Raw genomic sequence first — 20,585 nt, forward strand, 5'->3', positions numbered from 1 at the left:
GATGACAAGACCCATCACACTGTTCACCGGCCAATGGGCCGACCTGCCCTTCGAAGAGGTCGCCCGGCTCGCGGGCGAATGGGGCTTCGACGGGTTGGAAATCGCCTGCTGGGGCGATCACCTGGACCCCTACCGCGCTTCCGTGGACGACAGCTATGTCCAGGAACGCCTCGACATCCTTGAGAAGAACGGCCTCAAAGTCTTCGCCATCGCCAACCACCTCACCGGCCAAGCGGTCTGTGACGATCCCATCGATGAACGCCACCGGGACATCCTCTCCGATGAGGTCTGGGGCAATGGTGATCCTGAAGGAGTCCGCCAACGCGCTGCCGAGGCAATGAAGGACACGGCGCGGGCTGCGGCGAGGCTCGGCGTTCGCACGGTGACCGGGTTTACCGGCTCTTCCATCTGGAAGGCCGTGGCCATGTTCCCGCCCGCCTCGGAGTCGATGATCGAGCGCGGCTACCAGGATTTCGCGGACCGCTGGAACCCGATCCTCGACGTGTTCGACGAAGTGGGGGTCCGCTTCGCCCTGGAAGTCCATCCCTCCGAGATCGCCTACGACTACTGGACCGCGAAGCGTGCCCTGGAGTCCGTGGGGCATCGGGAAAGCTTCGGGCTGAACTTCGATCCATCGCATTTCATCTGGCAGGACCTTGATCCGGTGATGTTCCTCCAGGATTTCGCACCGAAGATCTTCCATGTGCACGTGAAGGAATCCATCCGCCAGCTCAATGGCCGCAATGGCCGGCTCGGATCACACCTGCCGTGGGCAGATCCGCGGCGGGGCTGGGACTTCGTCACCGCAGGGCACGGCGACGTGAAGTGGGAGCCGATCTTCCGCACCCTCAATGCCATCGGCTACGAGGGGCCCACGAGCGTCGAGTGGGAGGACGCGGGCATGGACCGGCTCGTGGGGGCGCCGCAATCCTTGGCCATGGTCCGGGAACTCGCCGCGATCGCGCCGCCCATCGCCGCTTTCGACGTCGCTTTCTCAAGCCGCTGATCATTTCGTTTTCGGCTGTCCGGCCGTATTTCTAAGCAAAGGAAACCATGACTGACAAGAAGACCGCCCTGGTGGTCCGTGGCGGCTGGGATGGCCACCAGCCATTCGAAGCCACGGAACTCTTTATCCCGTTCCTCAAGGACAACGGCTATGACGTCCGGGTGGAGGAATCCCCCAAAGTATATGCCGATTCGGCATATATGTCCGGGGTGGACTTGATCGTGCAGTGCATGACCATGTCCACCATCGAGAAGGATGAATTCGAGGGGCTCCGCGCAGCCGTCGAAAACGGCACAGGACTTGCCGGCTGGCACGGCGGCATCGCCGATTCCTACCGGAACAACTCGGACTACCTGCACATGATCGGCGGCCAATTCGCCTGCCACCCGGGCAGACATCCGGACAAACGGATCGGCGAGCAGTCCGACAACTACGTGCCATACACAGTGAACATGCTCCCGGCTGCCGCAAGCCACCCCATCACGCAGGGCATCAGCGACTTCGAGCTGGTCACCGAACAGTACTGGGTGCTCTCGGACGACTACATCGACGTCCTCGCCACAACCACGCAAAAGGTCAGGGACTGGGACCAGTGGAACCGGGAGGTCACCTCCCCCGCCATCTGGACCCGGCAATGGGCCGAAGGCAGGATCTTCGTCTGCACCCCGGGCCACCGCGTGGAAATCCTCCAGGACAGCAACGTCCGCACGATCATTGAAAGGGGCATGCTGTGGGCAAGCCGATAAGAGTTGGAATCATTGGTTGCGGCGCCATTATCGCCCAGTATCTCACCAACTTCCGGAGGCTGGAAGCGATTGACCTGGTAGCCGTCGCCGATCTCGATCCGGCGCGCGCCCAGGCGGTCGCGGATTCTTACGACGGCGTCCGTGCGGTGACCGTCGACGAGCTTCCTGGCGGCAGACGACGTCGAAGTCGTCCTCAACCTCACGATTCCCGCCGCGCATGCGCCGATCGCTTTGAAGGCGATCGCCGCCGGCAAAAGTGTTTATGGGGAGAAGCCGCTCGCTGCGACAACTGCCGAGGCGCGGCAAGTACTCCACGCGGCGCGGGAGGCCGGCGTCGTGGTCGGCTGCGCTCCGGATACGGTGCTCGGCACCGGAATCCAGACCGCACGCAAAGCCATCGACGACGGCCTGATCGGGGCGCCGATCTCGGCCACGGCGACCATGGTGACACCGGGACATGAGCGGTGGCACCCCAACCCGGACTTCTACTACCAGCCCGGCGGCGGACCGCTCGCTGGACATGGGCCCCTACTATGTGAGCGCCCTGGTCACGTTGCTGGGCCCGGTGGTCTCGGTCATTGGAGCCGCAAGCCACACACGGGACACGCGCACCATTGGTTCAGGACCGCGCGAGGGCGACGTGATTCCGGTGACCATCGATTCGCACGTGACCGGGATTCTGGTCCACGCCTCCGGCGCCCTGTCCACCCTTGTGATGAGCTTCGACGCGGTGAAGACCAAGTCGGCCAACATCGAGATCCACGGCGCGGCAGGATCACTGGTGGTCCCCGATCCGAACCACTTCGACGGCGACGTGGAGCTCTTCACGCTCGGCGCCGACTCCTGGCAGACCCTTCCGGTCTCGGCCGGCTATGTCGATTCGGGCCGGGGCTTCGGCATCGCCGACCTCGCGGCGACTCCGGCCGGCGCCGAGCCGCGAGCGGGCGGGCAACTGGCGTTCCACGCGCTGGAGGTCATGGAATCGGTGCTGGCGTCGGCCCATAGTGGCTCAGCGGTGTCGATCGAAAGCACGGTTGCACGGCCGGACCTCGTGGAGCTGACCGCGTTGGCGGCCCCGCTTGCGGAAGTTCAGGGAATCAGCTCGTAGGCCCGGCTCAAAATTCTCCGGACTGAGGTGGCTGCTGCACCCCTGAGGGTTCCCGTCTGCCCCAGTCCGGAGAACGCCACGTTTCCTTGCGGGATCAGTCCAGGTGCGTGGCGGTTCAAGCTCCGGCGCAGCGCGGGGGCGATCCACTCCTCCAGTACGGCGAAATGACCGCCGAGCACCACGGCGGAAATGTTCGCCACCCGCGCCGTGGAGGCCACCGCGATTCCGAGGTAGCGTCCGGCCTGTTCCACCGCTGAAACCGCGCGCTCATCGCCCTCGGCAACGCGGCTGAGCAGCTGGTCCATTTGCTGGGAGGTCGAATCCGGATCTATTCCCGCAGCGGAATATATAGCGTCCTGCCCCGCAAACGTCTCAAGGCAACCGTGGCCGCCGCATGCGCACAACGGACCGTCGGGATGCACCACCACGTGCCCGATCTCACCGGCGTGACCTTGCGGGCCAGCGAAGAGCCGGGACTCTATGACCAGCCCGCCACCGACACCCACTTCGCCGGAAATGTACAGGAAGTCCCGGAACCGTTCGCTTGTGCCGTGATCTGCGCCCTGGCCAAACCAAAGTTCTGCGAGCGCGGCGCTCTTGGCCTCGTTCGCGAGGGAGACTCCGAACGGGGCGTCTGGCAGGATCTTGGGCAACTCTTCGGAGAGCTCGACGTCGGCCCAGCCCAGGTTTGGTGCGGCCACCACCACATTGCGTTCCGTATCCACCAGCCCCGGCACCGTCAATTCCCCGCCAAGAAGTTCGACGCCTGCTGCGATTGCTTCGGTTGCCGCCCGCTGCGCCATGGCGACAAGGAGCGGCAGGATGTCTGCCGGCTTGCTTCCTCGGTTGTGCCGTTCAAGCGTTTCGTGGAAGGTCAGTTCCCCTGCGAAATCCAAGACTCCCACCGCGAGGTAGTCCACATTGATTTCCACGGCCAAGGCGCCGCGGGCCGGATTGAGGACAAGGCCGGTTCCGGGCCGTCCGCGTTCGCCATCGCGGGTGACATATGTTTCCCGCACCAGGCCGGATTCGAGCAAATCGGCGACGATGCTTGAAACGGAAGCCTTCGTCAGACCGCTTTCCGCTGCAAGCTGGGCGCGCGTGGCCCCACCATTCCTCTGAATCCCGGCGAGCACCAGTGCCAGATTCTGCCTGCGGACATCGCCCACCCTCCCGGGCGACGGCGTGGCGGACATGTTTCCTCCAGGATCCTGTTTGACTGCGTGACTTACATCATCATCATTCCGGGATCCGAGATTGCTGGGTATTTGGACCGTGCCGCGCCGTCCGGCACCACTCCTGCGCCGGAACCGGGCGGCCCCGGCGCAGGAGTGCTCACTTAACCGGAGCGGTTAGGTGGTGTTTGCCGGGGCCCAGCCCGCTGGGGACGCCCCCGGAAGCTCGACTGTCGCCGTCGTCCCCGTCTGTACATGCCTCTGCAGGAACTGCTCGGCTGGAGTGACTTCAAAGCCGATCTGACCACGCTGTGCGACCGGCAGTGTGATCGGTGTTCCGAAAACCTTGGGCGTAATAGTCGCGAGGGCTTCCCGCAGGTACGGGAAGAGGGTTATAACAGCGACTTCTTTGGCGAAGAGTTCGACAACGCGCTCCGGGGGAGATCCCCACGGAGATCGATCCCCCGCGGTGCTCCGGACGCACCTCGAGACCCAAGGGAACGGCACAGCATTGAACCAACGGCTTCTGGCGCGCGCGGAAACCGCACGTGTACACAATGGGAACTAAGTACGCTTCGTGTGTACCATGATTGGTATGGAAACCGTGACCAGTGAAGTAAGCACCCGGGAGCTCCGAAACCACCTGGCTGACGTGGTGGGGCGGGTGAGCTACGGCGGAGAGCGCATCGGCGTGACCCGCAACGGCCGCTTGGCCGCCGTCGTGATCAGCGTTGGCGATGCCGAGGCGCTGGAAGCGTACGAGACGGCTCAGGACATCGCCGCAGTCACCGCCTGGGTTGAGGCCGGTCGGCCCTCGCGCCCGGCCGGTGAGCTGAGGAAAGAGCTTGGCATTTGAGGCAGTGGAGCCTGCACACCTCTGCAGACTTCGACAAGACCGCCCGAAAGATCGACCGGGCCGTGCTGCGCCGCGTTTTCACGTACCTGGATGAGGTGTGCACCCTGCTTGACCCGAGGAGCCGGGGGAAGGCGCTAACGGCAAACATGACCGGGTTCTGGCGTTACCGGGTGGGCGATTACCGCGTGATCGTGGAGATTCAGGACGCTCAGCTCGTGATCGTCGCCGTTGCGATGGGGCATCGCTCAGTGGTCTACGGCGACTGACAGCCTTGGGCTCAGTTGTCACTTGCCGAGGTGCTGGCCCCGCCGTCCTTAGTCCCCCGGGTAGCTGATTCCCGCTTGACTGCGTGCTTGATCCAGCAGGGACATGGTGGTCAACGTATCTGCCAACGGCATCGTGGGGCTCTCGAGGAGGCCCTGCTGCAGGCAGCGGATCACTTCGCGCAACTGGTATGTGTACCCACGGCCGACCGGGGCGAAATTCTCCACCCGTTGCTCGGCGGAGCTCGAGGTGATGGTCAGCTCGCTTGGATTGAACAGCGGGGCGTTGCAGCGCAGCATCCCCTTCGCGCCGCATACGGTGGCCGTTTGTGATGTTGCCGCAGTCAACGAGGTCATGGCCTGGACCTGCGCCCCGGAGGAATAGGACAGGGTCAGTGCGGTCTCGGAATCCACTCCGCCATCGGTGAGATGCGCCGTGGCCGTCAACGAGTCCGGGCGTCCTAGGCAAATCAGCGCCCACGTCAGGGGATAAACACCCACGTCCATCAAGGCGCCTCCCCCGTCTTCCCGCCGCCACAACCGGGAATCGGGCCGATCGGGCGCCGGAAATCCGAGGTCAGCTTGCAGCCACCAAATCTCGCCGAGTTCGCCGGATGCGATGATTTCCGCCGCCCGCTGCACGCTGGGCAGGAACCGGGTCCACACTGCCTCCATCAGGAAAAGGCTTCTATCCTTCGCCAGCCGGACCAATTCGGCCGCTTCCCGGCCATTGATGGTCAGCGGTTTCTCGCACAACACGTGCTTCCCGGCTTCGAGGGCTGCCTTCGTCACCGCATAGTGGCTCGTGTGCGGCGTTGCCACGTAGACGACGTCTACCGCAGGATCCTGGAGCAGCCGCTGGTACCCCTGAAGCCCGTCGTCGTCGCCGTAGGCGCTCTGGAAACCGTGCTCGGCGGCAAACGCCTTCGCGTTTTCGCTGGTTCCGGGAACTCACGGACTGCAGGACGGCATCGTGCAGCAGGGCGAGGTCCTGGACGACGGTGGAGGCGATCTGTCCGGTGGAAATGACTCCCCACCGGACGGGATTGCCCGATGCGGGCGCCGGGTCCTGGTTCACGGAATCAAAAAGCGGCGTCTTGACGAGAAGCGGTTCAGTTGCCGGAGTCAACGCGGGCACTGACCTTCCTATAGTTCTGCCCAATCGAGGCATGGAAATCCGGCTCGGGCGTGGCGTCCAGGGCCACGGACCAGTCCGGGCGGTGCTTGGCGAGCGCCCACGCCGCCTGGACGGCCGCGCCACGGGCCACGTATTCACCAGGGCTCGGAACCACCACCGGAAGGTTGAACACCTGGGCTGCAATCCGTTGCACGGCAGGATTCTGCACGGCTCCGCCGATCAGCAACAACCGTTCGGCACAGACGCCCTGGGCGCGCAGGACATCGAGTCCTCCAGCTAGCCCGCACAGCATGCCTTCAATGGCCGCTCGGGCGATATTCGGCCGGGTGGTGGAGGCAATGCTGAGGCCGTGGAAACTAGCCTTCGCGCGGGGCAGGTTAGGAGTCCGCTCCCCTTCGAAATACGGCACCAGCACCACACCTCCCGATCCCGGCTCGGCCTCGAGGGCGAGCCGGGAAAGCCCGTCGTAGTCGACGTCGAGCACGGCCGCGACGGAGCTGAGCACGCGGGCGGCGTTCAACGTCACGGCGATCGGCAGGTACTCCCCGCCGGCGTCCGCGAAGCCCGCCACGGTCCCGCTTGCGTCGTTCCCCGGGGAGGAATCGACGGCGAAAACCGTACCGCTGGTACCCACCGAGACGACGACGTCGCCGGGCTTGGCCCCGAGGCCCAGTGCCGCCGCGGCATTGTCGCCCGCCCCGACACCGAGCACGATTCCGCCTTCGACGCCCTCACTTGCGCCAAGGCCCTCGAAACACGCCGGGTGCACGCGGCCTGCGGTTTCGCCCGGGCCCAGGCACGCGGGGAAGAAGAACGACGCCAGGCGCCGCCGTCGCTGCCCCGCCCGAGGCTTCCCGCGCGTCCTGGCCGAATGCCAGTTTGAACAAGTCCAGATCGTAGCGTCCAGTCAGCGGGCTCCAGTAGCCGGTGCCGCTCGCATCCGAGCGGTCAGTGATGAGTTCGTCCAGGTCCGGCCCCAATGGGCTGGAGCCAGCTGGACCGTAACCGCGCAGACGCCACGTGAGCCAGTCGTGGGGGAGCGCGACGGCGGCCACCCGGGCCATGCTTTGGGGTTCGTGGTCCCTGATCCAGCGGATTTTCGTGATGGTAAACGAGGCCACTGGCACCAGCCCCGTCCGCCGGGCGAAATCCTCTGCTCCTACTTCTGCGGTGAGGTCTTCCGCGGATCCGGCGGAGCGCGTGTCGTTCCACAGCAACGCCGGCCGCACCACATTGCCGTCGCGATCCAGCAGCACCATGCCGTGCTGCTGGCCCGCCACGGACAGTGCACTGACGTCGGCTAGGCCACCGGCGTCGTCGAACGCTTGGGACAGCGCCCGCCACCACTCGTCCGGATGGACTTCCGTTCCATCCGGGTGGCTCGCCCGGCCCGAGCGGATGAGCGCACCGCTTTGGGCGTCCAGGACCACCACTTTGCAGCTTTGAGTAGATGAATCAACCCCGGCAACAAGGTTCAAGGAAGCAGCGGCCACGGGATCAGCGCGCTCCGAGGAGGTGCTCGATGAAGAGCTGCTGGAGCTTCACGAATCCGAAGCCCTTGCCGCCAAAGTAGGCGTCGGCGTCGAAGTCCTCGTAGGCGGACTTGTCCGCACGCAGTGCCTCGTAGCCTTCGCCCGGGTTCAGGGTGGGCTCATTGATTTCAGAGACACGTGAGGCCTGGAGGGCTGCCCTGGACCTCGGGGTCGGCACGGAATGCCTTGGCGCGCTCCTTGAGCAGCAGGTAGGTCTGCATGTTCGCGGCCGCGGAATCCCACACGCCGTCGATGTCCTCGGTGCGGCTGGGCTTGTAGTCGAAGTGGCGCGGGCCCTGGTACGACGGACCGCCGTCGGGACCGCCGTTTTCGAGCAGGTCCACCAAGGAGAATGCGTTCTGCAGGTCGCCGTGGCCGAACACCAGGTCCTGGTCGAACTTGATGCTGCGCTGGCCGTTGAGGTCGATATGGAAGAGCTTGCCCTGGTACAGGGCCTGGGCAATGCCGTGCGTGAAATTCAGGCCGGCCATCTGCTCATGGCCGGTCTCGGGGTTGATGCCCACGAGCTCCGGGCGTTCCAGGGTTTCGATGAAGGCAAGGGCATGCCCCAGAGTGGGGAGCAGGATGTCGCCGCGGGGTTCGTTCGGCTTCGGTTCGATCGCGAAACGGATGTCGTAGCCTCTGTCCGTGACGTAGTCGCCCAGAAGATTCACAGCTTCGCGGTAGCGCTCAAGTGCCCCGCGGATGTCCTTGGCGGCGTCGTACTCGCTACCTTCACGGCCACCCCACATGACGAAAGTTTCGGCGCCCAGTTCGGCGGCGAGATCGATGTTGTCCAGCACTTTGCGCAAGGCGAAGCGGCGGACGCCACGATCGTTGCTCGTGAAACCGCCGTCCTTGAAGACCGGGTGGCTGAACAGGTTGGTGGTGACCATCGGGACGACCATCCCGGTCGCCTTCAACGCGCCCTGCAGCCGGTCGATTTCCCGCCGGCGATCGGCCGCCGAACAACCGAAAGGGAAGAGATCATTGTCGTGGAAAGTGATGCCATAGGCGCCAAGGTCGCTGAGCCGGTTGACCGCTTCCACGGTGTCCAGGGGAGGGCGGGTAGCGGAACCGAATTGGTCCTGGGCCTCCCACCCCACGGTCCAAAGGCCGAACGAGAAGTTGTCTTCACGGGTGGGCTGAATCGTCATTGAATGCTCCGGGGTGGTTGAGGTGAGTTTGTTTCGCTATCCAACTTATTATGAATCTCTGTGATGTCAACCACTTCGAGCCGACAAATTTTCTCATGCGGCCTATGAATATTTTGCAAAGATCTGGCGCTTCCGACATCCACTCGTTATGTTGTTGTGGACAGCAAATAAGGCGACAAGGCCCCGAACGAAGGATTCGACCGTGACTCATCAGCTGGTGGCGGAACGCAACTGGGCAGGAAACTACAGCTACCAGGCGCCGCGGATCGCCCATCCTGCCAGCGTGGGGGAACTCCAAAAGCTCGTGGCTGACGCGGTGAACATCCGGGCATTGGGCTCCCGGCATTCCTTCAACGCCATCGCGGACACAGCCGGCACCCTGGCGGTGCTGGACCGGCTTGAACCGGGCATCAGCGTGGATGCGGGCAATATGACCGTCACGGTGAGCGGTGGCACGCGCTACGGCACACTCGCAGCGGAACTTCAGCGCCAGGGCTTCGCCCTTCACAATCTGGCCTCGCTCCCCCACATTTCGGTAGCAGGAGCTGTCGCTACCGCCACGCACGGCTCCGGCGACGCCAACGGCAACCTCGCAACCGCCGTCGCGGGCCTCGAGCTGGTCACCGCGGACGGAAATATTCTCAGCGTCCGCCGCGGCGAAACGGACTTTGACGGCATGGTGGTGGGACTCGGCGCCCTGGGCATCGTCACCCAGCTGACCCTGGATATCGAGCCGACTTTCGACGTCGCCCAGAATGTCTTCGAAAACCTCAGCTGGGATCTGGTCCTGGAGAACTTCGATCACATAACAACCTCCGCCTACAGCGTCAGCCTCTTCACGGACTGGAGCGGGGAAACTGTGGGCCAGGCGTGGCTCAAGAGGCGCAGCAATGATCCCGCGCCGGGAACGTTCTTCGGCGGAACTGCGGCCACGGAGGCCCGGCATCCCCTTCCCGGAGTGTCCGGCAGCAATTGCACCCAGCAGCTGGGCATTCCCGGGCCATGGTCGGACAGGCTCGCCCACTTCAGGATGGAATTCACTCCGAGCCAGGGCGACGAGCTGCAAAGCGAGTACCTCATTCCCCGTGAACACGCCGTGGACGCACTTCGCACCATGCGCCGGCTGTCCGACGTCGTGACCCCCCTGCTGCTGGTTGGCGAAATCCGCACGGTAGCGGCGGACCAACTCTGGCTGAGCGGGAACTACGGGCGCGACGGCATCGGCCTGCACTTCACCTGGCGTCAGGACCAGCCGGCGGTCGAGGCCATCCTGCCGCTGCTCGAAGCGGAACTGGCCCCGTTCTTGGCCAGGCCGCACTGGGGCAAGGTGTTCGACGCCGGTGCTGCCGCCGCCGCGGCCCTTTATCCGCGCTTCGGCGACTTCATTGCCCTGGCTGATCCGCTTGGATCCGGCCGGAAAGTTCCGCAACGACTTTCTGGACCAGACCGTCTTCGGGAGCTGATATTGTCGCGATGATGCCCTCCCCCACCCGAGCTCCCGCCATGGCCAGCGAACCGGATCCGTCACGACGAAACAACCTGGCACTCCTGACCACCCTGATCCATCACAACGGCGTACTCAGCCGCGCCCAGCTGACCAAACGGACAGGACTGAACCGCTCAACTGTCGGGACGCTAATAGGGCAGCTCGTGGACTTGGAAGTTGTGTACGAGACGGCGCCCTCCGGTGAGGCCCAAGTGGGCAGGCCGAGCCCGGACGTCCATCCCAGGCCGTCCATCGCCGCCCTGGCCGTGAACCCGGAGGTCGACGCGATCACCATCGGCCTCGTCAGCCTCGGGGGGAAGGTCCAGAAAAAGATCCGTTTCGACACCGAGCGGATCCCCACGGCCAAAGAAGCCGTGAACATCGCTGCCGCCGTCATTGCCGGAATGCGGTCCGAGCTCGACACTTCATACCGGGTCACCGGTGTGGGCATTGCAGTACCCGGCCTGGTCAACCGCGACGACGGCGTGGTACGGCATGCCCCGCACCTGGGCTGGCGCAATGCGCCTGTGGCAGCAATGCTCAGCGAGGCCACCGGGTACCGATGCCACGCGGCCAACGACGCATCGCTGGGCGCGGAAGGTGAACTCCTTTTCGGTGCAGGTGCCGGTCAGAAAAACCTCATCTACCTCAATGGAGGCGCCAGCGGGATCGGCGGCGGAATCATCGCCGGCGGATCATTGCTTCGGGGCGCATCCGGCTACGCAGGCGAACTTGGACACACCTTTGTCCGCTCGTCCGGCAAAACCTGCCATTGCGGAGCCACGGGGTGCCTTGAAACCGAAGTCACCCAGTCGTCCCTTTTCGAACTCGCCGGACTGGATGGCGGCGACGCGAGCCAGCTCGAACAAGCTCTTCGCGAGAACAGGAGCAAATCCGTAACTGCGGAAGTGGCACGCCAGCTCGGGTACCTAGGCATAACACTCCGGAATGCAGTGAACACCTTCAACCCGGAAGCGATTGTCCTGGATGGCTTCCTCGGCACCCTGCATTCACTGTCCCCCGGCACACTGGACAACCTGCTCCGGTCCCAAGCAATGGTCGGCCCGGCCGGCCAGGTAAGGATCAATCGGGCTGCCCTCGGCTCGGATCTGATGATGATCGGCGCAGCCGAATTGGCCTTCACCCAGTTCCTCGCCGACCCTGCCGGCGCTTTCCCCGCTCCTTCTCCCGGTCAGGTCGACTATGTCCAATCCAGCGCCCACGCGTAGAACAGCCGCATTCGCACCATCGCCCATGGGCGAGCACTTCGAACTTATGGCCAGCATCGGCGGCCGCGTCCAGCGTGCCGTCGTCACGGAAATCGCCGCCAGCCTGCGGGAGCTCGCCGTCGACGGCGTAGACCTGGTCCAGGACTACCCCTTAACGCACAACCGCCCTGGTGCTCAGGGTGGGTGCTGGTCCCCTGGCCCAACCGGGTGGCGGGAGGCACATGGAACTACGACGGCGTTACCCAGCAGCTGAAAATCACCGAACCTGAGCTCGGCAATGCCTTGCACGGCCTGCTGACTCACTCTCCGTACCGGGTCAGTGCGCGGACCACGGACAGCATCACGCTCGACGCGGGGATCTCGCCGCAGCCGGGGTACCCCTTCGACCTGTCGACGTCGGTCCGCTATCAGCTCGTGAAGGACGGGCTGTGTGTCACCCACCGCCTGGAAAACACCGGCCCCCGATCCGCGCCCGTCGCGCTGGGCGCGCACCCTTTCCTCCGGCTGGGCAGCGTGCCTACGCAAGAACTCACGCTCTACATCAACGCCGATACCCACATCGAGGTGGACGAACGCCTGAACCCAAGCGGCATCACCACGGATGTCGGCGGAACCGATAACGATTTCCGCGCGGGCAGGCTGGTGGGCTCCGTCAACCTCGACGACGCCTGGGGCGACGTCCGCCGCGAGGACAACGGAGGCTCCGTGCATTACCTTGAGGCGCCCGACGGCAGCCAAGCGCAACTATTCATGGATGCCTCCTTCGGCTATGTCCAGGCCTTCACCACCACGGACTTCGCCACCGACGGCGGCACGGTGACCGCCGTCGCGGTTGAACCCATGACAGCCCCGGCTGACGCCTTCAACAGCGGCGAGGGGCTTCGCTGGCTGGAACCCGGCAAGGTCTGGGAAGCCAGCTGGGGGATTCGGTACTGGCAGCCGTAAGCTGCAACGCCGTCGGGATCTCCCTGCCTTGCGGACTATTCACCACCGCGCCCCACGCTGAACCGTCCGCAAGACGAGGAAAACGCGAGACTTACTTCCCCGCCGGCCAGCCCGTGTACGACTCAGCCAGGTAAGCCCGGGCGTTCCGGGAGGAGACCACGGAGTGGAGTTCGCCGAGTTGGCGTGCGCGGCTAAAGTCGTCTGCGGCTGGAGCAGTGTGCAGCATGGAGGTCATCCAGTAGGAGAAATGCTGGGCCTTCCAGACGCGTTCCAAGGCACGGTCGCTGTAAGTGTCGAGCAAGTCTGTGGTCCCCTTCGAGTAGAAGGATTCCAGGCCTTCGAAAAGTACCCTCACGTCGTGGAAAGCCAGGTTCAGCCCCTTGGCGCCGGTCGGCGGGACGGTGTGCGCAGCGTCGCCGGCCAGGAAGAGGTTTCCGTAGCGCATCGGTGTATGGACGAAGCTGCGGAAGGGCAGGACCATCTTTTCGAGAACCGGCCCCTCCTTGAGCTCGAAGCCGTTTCCGTTGACGCGCTTGCGGAATTCGGACCAGATGCGTTCATCGTCCCAATCGGCCACGTTTTCCTTCGGGTCGCACTGGAAGTACATGCGCTGCACATCCTCCGTGCGCTGGCTGATCAGGGCAAAGCCGTTCCCGGAGTTGGCATAGATCAGCTCATCCGAGCTACGAGGGGCCTGGGCGAGAATGCCGAACCAAGCGAAGGGGTATTCGTGGAAGTACCACTTACGGTTGGCCTCCGGGATCTGGAAACGGCAGTGGCTGCGCGAACCGTCGGCGCCCACCAGGAAGTCCGCCTGGATCTCGAACTCTTGGCCTTCGGCGTCGGTGAAACAGACTTTCGGCTTGCCCTCGAGATCGCGGATGGTGGTGTCCGTGACGCTGTAGCGGACGTCGCCGCCGTCGTCCTCGCGGCGTGCAGCGAGATCGAGGAACACCTCGGTCTGTGGGTAAAGCCAAACTGATTCGCCCACGAGTTCTTTGAAATCGATCCGGTGGCTTTCCCCGTTGAACCGCAGCTCGATGCCGTCGTGCCTGTCGCCGTCGCGGAGCACGCGATCGGAAACGCCGCTGTCCACGAGCAGGTTCACGGAGCCGTGTTCCAAGATGCCCGCACGGACCGTTTCGGCGATCTGCTGGTGGCTGCGCACCTCGATGACGGTGGACTCGACTCCCGACTTGGCCAGCAAGTGGGAGAGCATGAGGCCGGCTGGGCCTGCACCCATGATGGCGACTTGGGTGGTGATGGTCTTACGTGCCAAGGTGTTCCTCGCTTCATTGCGGAACCGCGACTCGAGCGGCGGCGGGATTTCCACAACAGTGTGACGCGCATCCCAAGGCTGGCGTTAGTGAGATTCCGTTCAACGGAACTCTCTAGGCCTTCCGTTGCTCCCCGAGCTGCCGCCCGATCCCGCGGGCCGCCGTCTGTAACGCCGGCACCAGCGCCTGAAGGCGCATCTCAGCAAGCGGGACCACGACGCCGAGCGCGGCCACAGTTCGCCGCTTGCCGTCCATGACCGGCACCGCGATCCCCCAGGTGTCCGGATCCACGACGCCGGCGAGCTGGGCATAACCCTGCTGGGCGGTTTCCGCCAAAAGGTGACGGACGACGTCGGCCGTCACCTTTTCGGCTGGGTCGCTGAATTGCTCGAGGTACTCAGCTTGCTGCCCCCGCGGCTGGTTCGCCATCAACGCGAGCCCCGCCGAGGAAATGTGGATGGGCATGCGGCCCGCCACACGGGCGCGGTTGGCCACAGATCCCCGACGGGACAGCCGCTCCACGAACAACGCCTCCCAGCCGTCCAGCACCGCGAGGTTCACGTTCTGGTTCAGGACGAGTTGGATGTCTTCCATGAACGGCACGGCCGCTTGGCGCAGGGCCAGGGTGGGTGAATTCCTGTTGACGAGTTCCCACAGCCGCATGCCCAGCCGGACGTTGCCACCCACGCCGAGTTCCAGGAGCCCGTGATCAGCGAGCTGGCGGACCAAGCGGTGGGCGCTCGCGAGGGGCAGCCCGGCAGTCTCCGCGAGCTCAGAAAGCTGAAGGGACGTGGAGCCCTCGGGGAAGGCTTCAATGATCCGTACCACACGGTCCACCACGGAATCACCGGATGCCGAGTTGGCCACGAAACGCTCCTTTTGCAATCGGTTCGGCGAGTGCCGCCAAGCCTAAATGACGGGCTAAGCGGGTGCGATTTCCCGCCGCGAAATCTCCATGCCAATCGCATCGTAGCGCGCCAGCAATTCCGGGCCGGCAGATTTAGTGGGGTGATCCAGGAGGCCGAAGGCGAAGTCGCTTGCCGCGAGTAGCTCGTCATCGGAGTACCGGTCCAGCGGCCGGGATCCCCCTGCATCGATCGACGCGGCGAATTCACCGTTGATCTCGACGGACTTCGGCCCTGCCTCGCCCTCCGCGGGGAGGGCGGAACGCCGTGCCATGAATTCGAGCGAAACTCCTGACCTGGTGGAGAGGCCGACCTCCGTGGTGCCGCCGTCGATCGAGTTGAGATCGTTACGGAGGCCCACCAACGCCTGCGATTCCACGAGGGTGGCGTGGGAACAGTCCACTCTGATGTGGGAGGTGATGCCCATTCGCCGGATCCGGCGAATAGTGTGCACGAGTGCGGGCCGGGAATCTTGGTTGAGGCTCCCCCGTATGTCGATCTCGACTGCGTCCGTGGAAACATCGAATTTAACGAGGGCGTGCAATTTGCGGTCCATAGGAACTCCAAAGGAAGGTGTCTATGGCCGACGGCTCAACCTCAATCAGGCTATCGGCTGACGCCCGGTTGTACAACCCACCGAGTTGACTCGTAAAAAACCTCCGCGAAGGGGCATACGTTGCCTCATAAGTATTTCTCCGGCTGGTTCGGGGTTGCCGGGCGGGCGGTGGCGGGTTACGCAGGGTGGATGGGACTGACGATGGCCGAACGCAAGGCCGTGACGAAGCAGCTGGCGAGGACCTACCGGGCCGGTGATCGGCTCCGGAAGGGCAGGATCCTGGACGAGCTGGTCGAGCTGACGGGCTGGCACCGGGACTATGCGCGGGCGGTGCTGCGGCATGCCCTTGATCCGCCCAGGCCGCGTCCGGTGCGGGCGGGCCGGGCTCCGGTGTACGGGGCGGATCTGCAGCCAGGTCTGGTGCAGTGCTGGGCGGTGCTGCGGGCGCCGGCCGGACGGCTGCTGGCGGCGGAGATGCCTGAACTTGTTCCGATGCTGCGGGACGAGGGAGCGCTGCAGGTCACGGATCCGCAGGCGGCCCTGCTGGCGCGGATGAGCGCGGCAACGATCGACAGGCGGCTGGCCGGGGAACGGGCCAAGCTGCTGCCCAGGGGGCGCTCCCACACCAAGCCCGGGTCCTTGCTGAAATCCCAGATCCCGATCCGGACCTGGGCGCAGTGGGATGATGCCGTGCCCGGGTTCGTGGAGATCGACCTGGTCGGCCATGAAGGGTCCAACAACTCCGGGCAGTTCTGCTTCACGCTGACCGTCACCGACATCGCCACGGGCTGGACGGTGAACCGGTCCGTGCCCAACCGGGCGCAGAAGCACGTCTTCGCTGCCCTGCAGCACGTCCTGTCGGTGTTTCCCTTTCCCGTGATCGGCATCGATTCGGACAACGGCAGCGAGTTCATCAACAACCATCTGTTCGATTTCTGCCTGGAACACCACATCACCTTCACCCGCTCCCGGTCCGGCAACAAGAACGACGGGGCCCACGTGGAGCAGAAGAACTGGGCCAGGGTCCGTGAACTCGTCGGCTACCTCCGCTACGACACCGCCGCGGAACCGGAGCTGCTGAACCAGGTCTGGGAACTGGACCGGATCTTCACCAACTACCTGCTGCCCCAGCAGAAGCTCATCGCCAAAATCCGCGTCGGATCCAAGGTCACCAAGAAGCACGACGCTCCGGCAACCCCGCACAGACGCACGAAAGCCGACCCCAGGGTCTCACCTATGGCCGTGCTCCGCATGAACACCGAATACAAGAAGATCAGACCTGCTGCCCTGTCCCGGCAGATCCTGTCCCTCACGGGCCGGCTCGAAACCCTCGCCACGGCCAAGCAGCCCGCACCCGTGAAACCCCCCGTCAACGAGGACTGGAACCGCCGACCCAACCGGAGATATTCAACTGAGGCGACGAATGCCCCTTCCCGGAGGTATTGACATGAGGTAACAGGCCCACCTGTACAACCCACCGCGCTGACCCAGGGTTCGAATTCACCCTGCCTGGCTCCGGTCCGGACTGGGGCCAGGATACCTGGGCCGGTTCCTCGAAGTGGGTCAAGGTACCTATTCCGCCGACCGAATCCACCAAGGCTTTGGCAATGTCCCGCAATTTCAGGTTGCGATTGCTCGAGGCACCGGTAAGGATCCGGACGGCCGCCTCCTGGCTGCAGCGATTCTGCGCCATGACAACTCCCACCGCAATGTCAATGATCGTGCGGGACTCCATCGCCGCCCGGAGGTTCTTGGCGCTGTCGGCGTGAAGGGCAAATTTGACGGCAAGACGCAAGGCCTGTGAAACCTCGCGGGTATAGCCGCGGGCCCGCGCTGCGGCCTTTTCGTCGAACTTGTGCGGGATCTCGGAGTACAGGTTGAGCGCCGCCTTCGCCTCGCCCTCAAGGTCGAACGGCAATGACAGCACCGACCTCAGGCCGTACGATGCAACGGCTTTGGCATAGTCAGGGCCCCAACGGTCCTCCTCCAGCAGATCCGGAACGTGGACTTCCCGTTCCTCCTCGGCTGCCGTCAGGCACGGTCCCTGGGCCAACGAATATTGGATTTCGTCCACCTCGCGCGCCACATCACTGCTCCACCCAATCGTGGCCGCCTTCCGCTCGCGTAGCAGCGTGATGCCGCAGAGCGCGTCGTCGCCATCGCCCGCCATCTGATGGGCGGAAAACCGGGCCAATTCGTTGAGGAATTCCTCGAAATCGGCGCTCTCCAAGATCAGGTTCTGGATCTGGTCGATGGTGGTCGGGGCGGAAGCGGGCGGGAGCATGGTGCGTTCTCCTGATGAATATGCTGACGGGGGCATGTAGGAATATTAAAATCACCATTGCCATTTGGGAAACTCCTGGACGACACCGACTTTCGAGACCGCGCCCCCTCAGCCCCCCGCCCGCGCCCGCAGCCGCTTCCAAAGCCCCGGAGCAACCACGACTGCCACGCCGACAGCGGCCCCGATCACCGTTTCCACGATGCGGTCCCGCAGGAGGATGCCCGGGTCAACCCGGGCTGAAAGCAGCGTGGCGATGAGGGCCAGCGGCGTCACGAAGATCTGCGCCACAAGGTATTGTCGGGCGATAAACATCTCCGCCCCGAACTGGCATCCCGCGATCACCAGGACCATGGCCCACGGCGCAGGGTTAAGCCACAGGATGCCGGCGAGCAGCACGAGCCCGATCACTGTTCCGGCGATTCTTTGGATGCCACGACGGACGCGGTGACGTGTGGAGTGGCCCACGAGGGGGACCACAGCCGCCACCATGGCCCAGTAAGTGTGCCCGAAGCCGAGCCGCTCACTGGCCAATGTCGCCAGCGCCCCGGCAAGGCCAGCCGCCACGACGTAGCCGCCGCCTTCCAACCATGCCGCCCGCCGCTCAGGCGCTGTGCGACGGATGGGCGGCGGCCGCTTCCACGGGGTCCGATGACTCTTGACCACGCGGGCTGAGATGCCGATCAGCAGGCACAAGCCCGTGGTCAACACGGCGACCAACATCGCTTCCCCTAAAGGAGGCTGCGCCGGGATGGAGGCGATGGCCGCGAAGGCGAAAATCTGGAAGAGCGAACCGGCAGGACGCAGCCGCCACAGCGCGGCCACGACGGAACACACACCGGCTACCAGCGTGGTGGCCGCGGTCAGGAACCAAGAGTATTCAGCCGGCCCGATCTCCCACACCTGCGCGGCCCGTGCCGTCAGAGTGGCCAGCAGGATGACCACCAGCATGAGCCCGCCGGCACGCAACTGGCTGCGGAAGCGAAGGCTGTGCGGTTCATTCCGGCCGTAGATGCCGGTGAAAGCTCCGAAAGACGCGAAAGCAGCCAAATCCAGCCGCCCGAGCAGTGTGAGGGTGATGAGCGGAACGAACACGCCTATGGCGCACCGGATAGCGGGATGGTGGTCCTTGTTGCCCGGACCTATGGTGAACATTTCCGCTACAGCCTTCACGGGCGCGGCTCGCCTTTCGTCGCAGGATCAAACGTACGACGGCGGCGCTGGCGTCCGCTCGAATCTTACGCTCCGTTCGAGGCCCCACTTAGAGATTGTGCACAGATCGTGCCCGTTATCACGCCCGCTAAAGGGCAATAGGTGTACACAAACTCCAAGGGATCCAGGCTCGGCGAGGGAGGGCGGTGTCAACCCGCTACTTGTGCATGGCTTCATGAATCTGAAGTGCGAACCAGAGCTGGGCCAGCGTAGACGTTTGAGTCATGTCCAGGCCGGTCAGTTCACTGATCTTGCGAATGCGGTAGATGATGGTTTGGCGGTGCGCGAAAAGGGCCGCAGCGGTCTTTTGCCACGATCTCTGCGTGTCCAGATAGGTCCGTAGGGTCACCACCAGATCTCCCTCCTGGCTCTGTTCGTACTCGAAAATGGGACCCAGAAGCCGCTGAACCAACGCCGCCCCTTCTTCGAAGCTCGTGAGGCCCAGCCAGGAGGGCCCTTCCGCGTAGTGGGCCACGTTCATCGAATTCCCTCTGGCCGAGCCGAGCGCCCACAGGGATTCCTGCAACGCACGCTGGATGCCAGCTGCGGAGGTCGGCCGGCTGATACCGATCCTGGCACCGGGTCCTGCGCAATGGATCAAAATGTCGTCCGACACAATCGCGGAAACTGCCACATGAAGCGTCTTGAGACGCCACAGGCAAGCTACCGGAAAACCATGACGCCACATCTGGACGTGGAAGTCCGCCAGCCCGCCGCTGCTGCCGTCGTCGTCGGCCGAAATGGAGGCGATCCGGAAATCCTGGGCCGGGACATCAAAATCTGCGAGCCTGCTTTCCATTTCCGCCGTCCCCAAGCGGCCATCAATCACTTGCTGCAGGAATTCGCCAGCCACGCGGTGCTGCCCCTCCAAGGACAGGACCGTCCGCGAAAGTTGCAGCCCCAACACCGTTGCGGCGTGAAGAAGAACGACGGCGTCCGGGTGCGGTTCTCCGTTTGGCAGCACCACCAGAAGCGCATTGGCGTGTGTGGGAATGTCCATCGTCAGCACGTGCCCGCCCCGGATCCGGTGCCACTGGAAATTCTTCGCTGAGACGGACGCCTGACCTGATAGCGGGGACCATTCCTCCACCAGGAAAGACGGAATCGGCTGGCCATCCGGATGCCAGGGATGGAGGCAACGCCGGTCCAGCAGGAAAAGGTCCGATTCGAGCTCCGTGGCCAACCTCCGGACTAGGCTCTGCCAATGGTCTTCAGATGCTCCGGCAGTGCGGAGCAGGTCGTAGATCCGGGCAGTCTGGCGCAGACGCCGCGACTCTTCGAGCAACGAAGACTCGGCAACCGAACGGGCAATGGCGATAAACGGAAGCGGGTACGGGATGTTGACCAAAGGCAGCGGGAGCCGGTCGCAGGCATCCAAGAACTCCGGCGACAACTCCGGCGCGTGCATCTTCTCTCCGATGGCCAACGCGCTGGCGCCCGCATCCACCAGCGCCTCGGCGAGCGCAACCTGCCCGGCAGCGTCAGGGGGTATGGACAGACCGTTGGTCATCATGAATTCGCCGCCAGTAACCCATTCCCACAGCCTCGGCAGGTCCGAGGTGTGGGCCCACGTGATGCGATTCCCGCTGCCTTCGGACCCAGCCAGGAGCGTGAGTCCCAGTTGGGGTTCGGCCACAAGCTCGGCCACGGTGATCGCCATAGAGCTGCTCCCACATCGTTGGGGCGGCCGCTTCCACGACCATCTAGACAAAT

Annotated in this window: 17 protein-coding genes and 5 pseudogenes; 10 read left to right on the forward strand and 12 right to left on the reverse strand. The window is 64.3% G+C overall.

The window, feature by feature from the left end:
• The first annotated feature begins 1 nt into the window (after position 1).
• The 3 genes and pseudogenes from ACF0H6_RS11090 (at position 2) to ACF0H6_RS11100 (ending at position 2,860) form a co-directional block, all read left to right on the forward strand.
• Positions 2-1,006, forward strand: a complete 1,005-nt coding sequence (locus ACF0H6_RS11090) for a sugar phosphate isomerase/epimerase family protein (protein ID WP_395249641.1) — start codon at positions 2-4, stop codon at positions 1,004-1,006.
• Between the two features lie 47 nt (positions 1,007-1,053).
• Complete coding sequence (locus ACF0H6_RS11095; RefSeq protein ID WP_395249642.1) at positions 1,054-1,752, forward strand: ThuA domain-containing protein; 699 nt, start codon at positions 1,054-1,056, stop codon at positions 1,750-1,752.
• Positions 1,737-2,860, forward strand: a pseudogene (locus tag ACF0H6_RS11100) (Gfo/Idh/MocA family protein). The gene ACF0H6_RS11095 and the pseudogene ACF0H6_RS11100 overlap by 16 nt, the downstream one beginning before the upstream one ends.
• Here the strand turns inward: ACF0H6_RS11100 and ACF0H6_RS11105 are convergent.
• Together ACF0H6_RS11105 and ACF0H6_RS11110 are read right to left on the reverse strand one after the other, a co-directional pair.
• Positions 2,842-4,056 carry an ROK family protein gene (locus ACF0H6_RS11105; protein ID WP_395249643.1) on the reverse strand — a complete coding sequence of 405 codons (1,215 nt, stop codon included), beginning with the start codon at positions 4,054-4,056 and terminating at the stop codon, positions 2,842-2,844. The pseudogene ACF0H6_RS11100 and the gene ACF0H6_RS11105 sit on opposite strands and share 19 nt — an antisense overlap.
• 156 nt (positions 4,057-4,212) lie before the next feature.
• Complete coding sequence (locus tag ACF0H6_RS11110; RefSeq protein ID WP_395249644.1) at positions 4,213-4,542, reverse strand: hypothetical protein; 330 nt, start codon at positions 4,540-4,542, stop codon at positions 4,213-4,215.
• Positions 4,543-4,630: 88 nt separating this feature from the next.
• Between ACF0H6_RS11110 and ACF0H6_RS11115 the strand changes: the two genes are divergently transcribed.
• Together ACF0H6_RS11115 and ACF0H6_RS11120 are read left to right on the forward strand one after the other, a co-directional pair.
• Positions 4,631-4,891 carry a type II toxin-antitoxin system Phd/YefM family antitoxin gene (locus ACF0H6_RS11115; RefSeq protein ID WP_395249645.1) on the forward strand — a complete coding sequence of 87 codons (261 nt, stop codon included), beginning with the start codon at positions 4,631-4,633 and terminating at the stop codon, positions 4,889-4,891.
• On the forward strand, positions 4,888-5,157 hold the full coding sequence (locus ACF0H6_RS11120) for a type II toxin-antitoxin system RelE/ParE family toxin (protein ID WP_395249646.1): 270 nt from the start codon (positions 4,888-4,890) through the stop codon (positions 5,155-5,157). Before ACF0H6_RS11115 ends, ACF0H6_RS11120 begins: the two co-directional genes overlap by 4 nt.
• 48 nt (positions 5,158-5,205) lie before the next feature.
• Here the strand turns inward: ACF0H6_RS11120 and ACF0H6_RS11125 are convergent, their stop codons facing one another.
• The 4 genes and pseudogenes from ACF0H6_RS11125 to xylA all read right to left on the reverse strand — a co-directional run bounded on the left by ACF0H6_RS11125 (position 5,206) and on the right by xylA (position 8,981).
• The gene (locus ACF0H6_RS11125; RefSeq protein ID WP_395249935.1) at positions 5,206-5,829 is read right to left on the reverse strand and encodes a Gfo/Idh/MocA family protein; all 624 of its coding nucleotides are present in this window, start codon (positions 5,827-5,829) and stop codon (positions 5,206-5,208) included.
• A 57-nt stretch (positions 5,830-5,886) separates the two neighbouring features.
• A pseudogene (locus ACF0H6_RS11130) lies at positions 5,887-6,033 on the reverse strand (Gfo/Idh/MocA family protein); the annotation flags it as partial.
• Positions 6,034-6,266: 233 nt separating this feature from the next.
• Positions 6,267-7,770, reverse strand: a pseudogene (xylB, locus tag ACF0H6_RS11135) (xylulokinase).
• 19 nt (positions 7,771-7,789) lie between these two features.
• Positions 7,790-8,981 (reverse strand): annotated as a pseudogene (xylA, locus tag ACF0H6_RS11140) (xylose isomerase).
• A 202-nt stretch (positions 8,982-9,183) separates the two neighbouring features.
• Between xylA and ACF0H6_RS11145 the strand changes: the two are divergent.
• Genes ACF0H6_RS11145 through ACF0H6_RS11160 form a run of 4 tightly spaced genes read left to right on the forward strand, consistent with a single transcriptional unit; the run spans position 9,184 to position 12,641 of the window.
• Positions 9,184-10,458, forward strand: coding sequence for an FAD-binding protein (locus tag ACF0H6_RS11145; protein ID WP_395249647.1), 1,275 nt, complete (start codon positions 9,184-9,186; stop codon positions 10,456-10,458).
• Positions 10,459-10,484: 26 nt separating this feature from the next.
• Positions 10,485-11,696, forward strand: a complete 1,212-nt coding sequence (locus ACF0H6_RS11150; RefSeq protein WP_395249648.1) for an ROK family protein — start codon at positions 10,485-10,487, stop codon at positions 11,694-11,696.
• 25 nt (positions 11,697-11,721) lie between these two features.
• A complete protein-coding gene (locus tag ACF0H6_RS11155) occupies positions 11,722-11,949 on the forward strand; it encodes a hypothetical protein (RefSeq protein ID WP_395249649.1) in 228 nt (75 codons plus the stop codon).
• Positions 11,904-12,641 (forward strand): aldose epimerase, encoded by a 738-nt coding sequence (locus ACF0H6_RS11160; protein ID WP_395249650.1) that lies wholly within the window; start codon positions 11,904-11,906, stop codon positions 12,639-12,641. The genes ACF0H6_RS11155 and ACF0H6_RS11160 overlap by 46 nt, the downstream gene beginning before the upstream one ends.
• Before the next feature lie 91 nt (positions 12,642-12,732).
• Here ACF0H6_RS11160 and ACF0H6_RS11165 read toward each other — a convergent pair whose 3' ends face one another.
• From ACF0H6_RS11165 to ACF0H6_RS11175, 3 genes are all read right to left on the reverse strand, one after another.
• Positions 12,733-13,920 carry a 4-hydroxybenzoate 3-monooxygenase gene (locus tag ACF0H6_RS11165; RefSeq protein WP_395249651.1) on the reverse strand — a complete coding sequence of 396 codons (1,188 nt, stop codon included), beginning with the start codon at positions 13,918-13,920 and terminating at the stop codon, positions 12,733-12,735.
• 112 nt (positions 13,921-14,032) lie between these two features.
• Positions 14,033-14,785 carry an IclR family transcriptional regulator gene (locus ACF0H6_RS11170; RefSeq protein ID WP_395249652.1) on the reverse strand — a complete coding sequence of 251 codons (753 nt, stop codon included), beginning with the start codon at positions 14,783-14,785 and terminating at the stop codon, positions 14,033-14,035.
• Between the two features lie 54 nt (positions 14,786-14,839).
• Positions 14,840-15,379 (reverse strand): hypothetical protein, encoded by a 540-nt coding sequence (locus ACF0H6_RS11175; protein WP_395249653.1) that lies wholly within the window; start codon positions 15,377-15,379, stop codon positions 14,840-14,842.
• Between the two features lie 120 nt (positions 15,380-15,499).
• Between ACF0H6_RS11175 and ACF0H6_RS11180 the strand changes: the two genes are divergently transcribed.
• Positions 15,500-16,825: a transposase family protein gene (locus ACF0H6_RS11180; protein WP_395249654.1), complete on the forward strand. Its 1,326-nt coding sequence runs from the start codon at positions 15,500-15,502 to the stop codon at positions 16,823-16,825.
• A gap of 91 nt (positions 16,826-16,916) precedes the next feature.
• Here the strand turns inward: ACF0H6_RS11180 and ACF0H6_RS11185 are convergent.
• The 3 genes and pseudogenes from ACF0H6_RS11185 to ACF0H6_RS11195 form a co-directional block, all read right to left on the reverse strand.
• Positions 16,917-17,663, reverse strand: a pseudogene (locus tag ACF0H6_RS11185) (GAF and ANTAR domain-containing protein); the annotation flags it as partial.
• A gap of 108 nt (positions 17,664-17,771) precedes the next feature.
• Complete coding sequence (locus ACF0H6_RS11190; RefSeq protein ID WP_395249655.1) at positions 17,772-18,833, reverse strand: FUSC family protein; 1,062 nt, start codon at positions 18,831-18,833, stop codon at positions 17,772-17,774.
• A 196-nt stretch (positions 18,834-19,029) separates the two neighbouring features.
• Complete coding sequence (locus tag ACF0H6_RS11195) at positions 19,030-20,532, reverse strand: PucR family transcriptional regulator (RefSeq protein ID WP_395249656.1); 1,503 nt, start codon at positions 20,530-20,532, stop codon at positions 19,030-19,032.
• Between the last annotated feature and the right edge of the window lie 53 nt (positions 20,533-20,585).

It is taken from the genome of Arthrobacter sp. NA-172, assembly GCF_043952055.1.
GTDB lineage: Bacteria > Actinomycetota > Actinomycetes > Actinomycetales > Micrococcaceae > Arthrobacter.

Bases quoted from the DNA above. Each gene is read 5' to 3' on its own strand.
- ACF0H6_RS11090 (WP_395249641.1), top strand. From the start codon at position 2: ATGACAAGACCCATCACACTGTTCACCGGCCAATGGGCCGACCTGCCC.
- ACF0H6_RS11095 (WP_395249642.1), top strand. From the start codon at position 1,054: ATGACTGACAAGAAGACCGCCCTGGTGGTCCGTGGCGGCTGGGATGGC.
- ACF0H6_RS11105 (WP_395249643.1), bottom strand. From the start codon at position 4,056: ATGTCCGCCACGCCGTCGCCCGGGAGGGTGGGCGATGTCCGCAGGCAG.
- ACF0H6_RS11115 (WP_395249645.1), top strand. From the start codon at position 4,631: ATGGAAACCGTGACCAGTGAAGTAAGCACCCGGGAGCTCCGAAACCAC.
- ACF0H6_RS11125 (WP_395249935.1), bottom strand. From the start codon at position 5,829: ATGGAGGCAGTGTGGACCCGGTTCCTGCCCAGCGTGCAGCGGGCGGCG.
- ACF0H6_RS11150 (WP_395249648.1), top strand. From the start codon at position 10,485: ATGGCCAGCGAACCGGATCCGTCACGACGAAACAACCTGGCACTCCTG.
- ACF0H6_RS11155 (WP_395249649.1), top strand. From the start codon at position 11,722: ATGGGCGAGCACTTCGAACTTATGGCCAGCATCGGCGGCCGCGTCCAG.
- ACF0H6_RS11175 (WP_395249653.1), bottom strand. From the start codon at position 15,379: ATGGACCGCAAATTGCACGCCCTCGTTAAATTCGATGTTTCCACGGAC.
- ACF0H6_RS11195 (WP_395249656.1), bottom strand. From the start codon at position 20,532: ATGGCGATCACCGTGGCCGAGCTTGTGGCCGAACCCCAACTGGGACTC.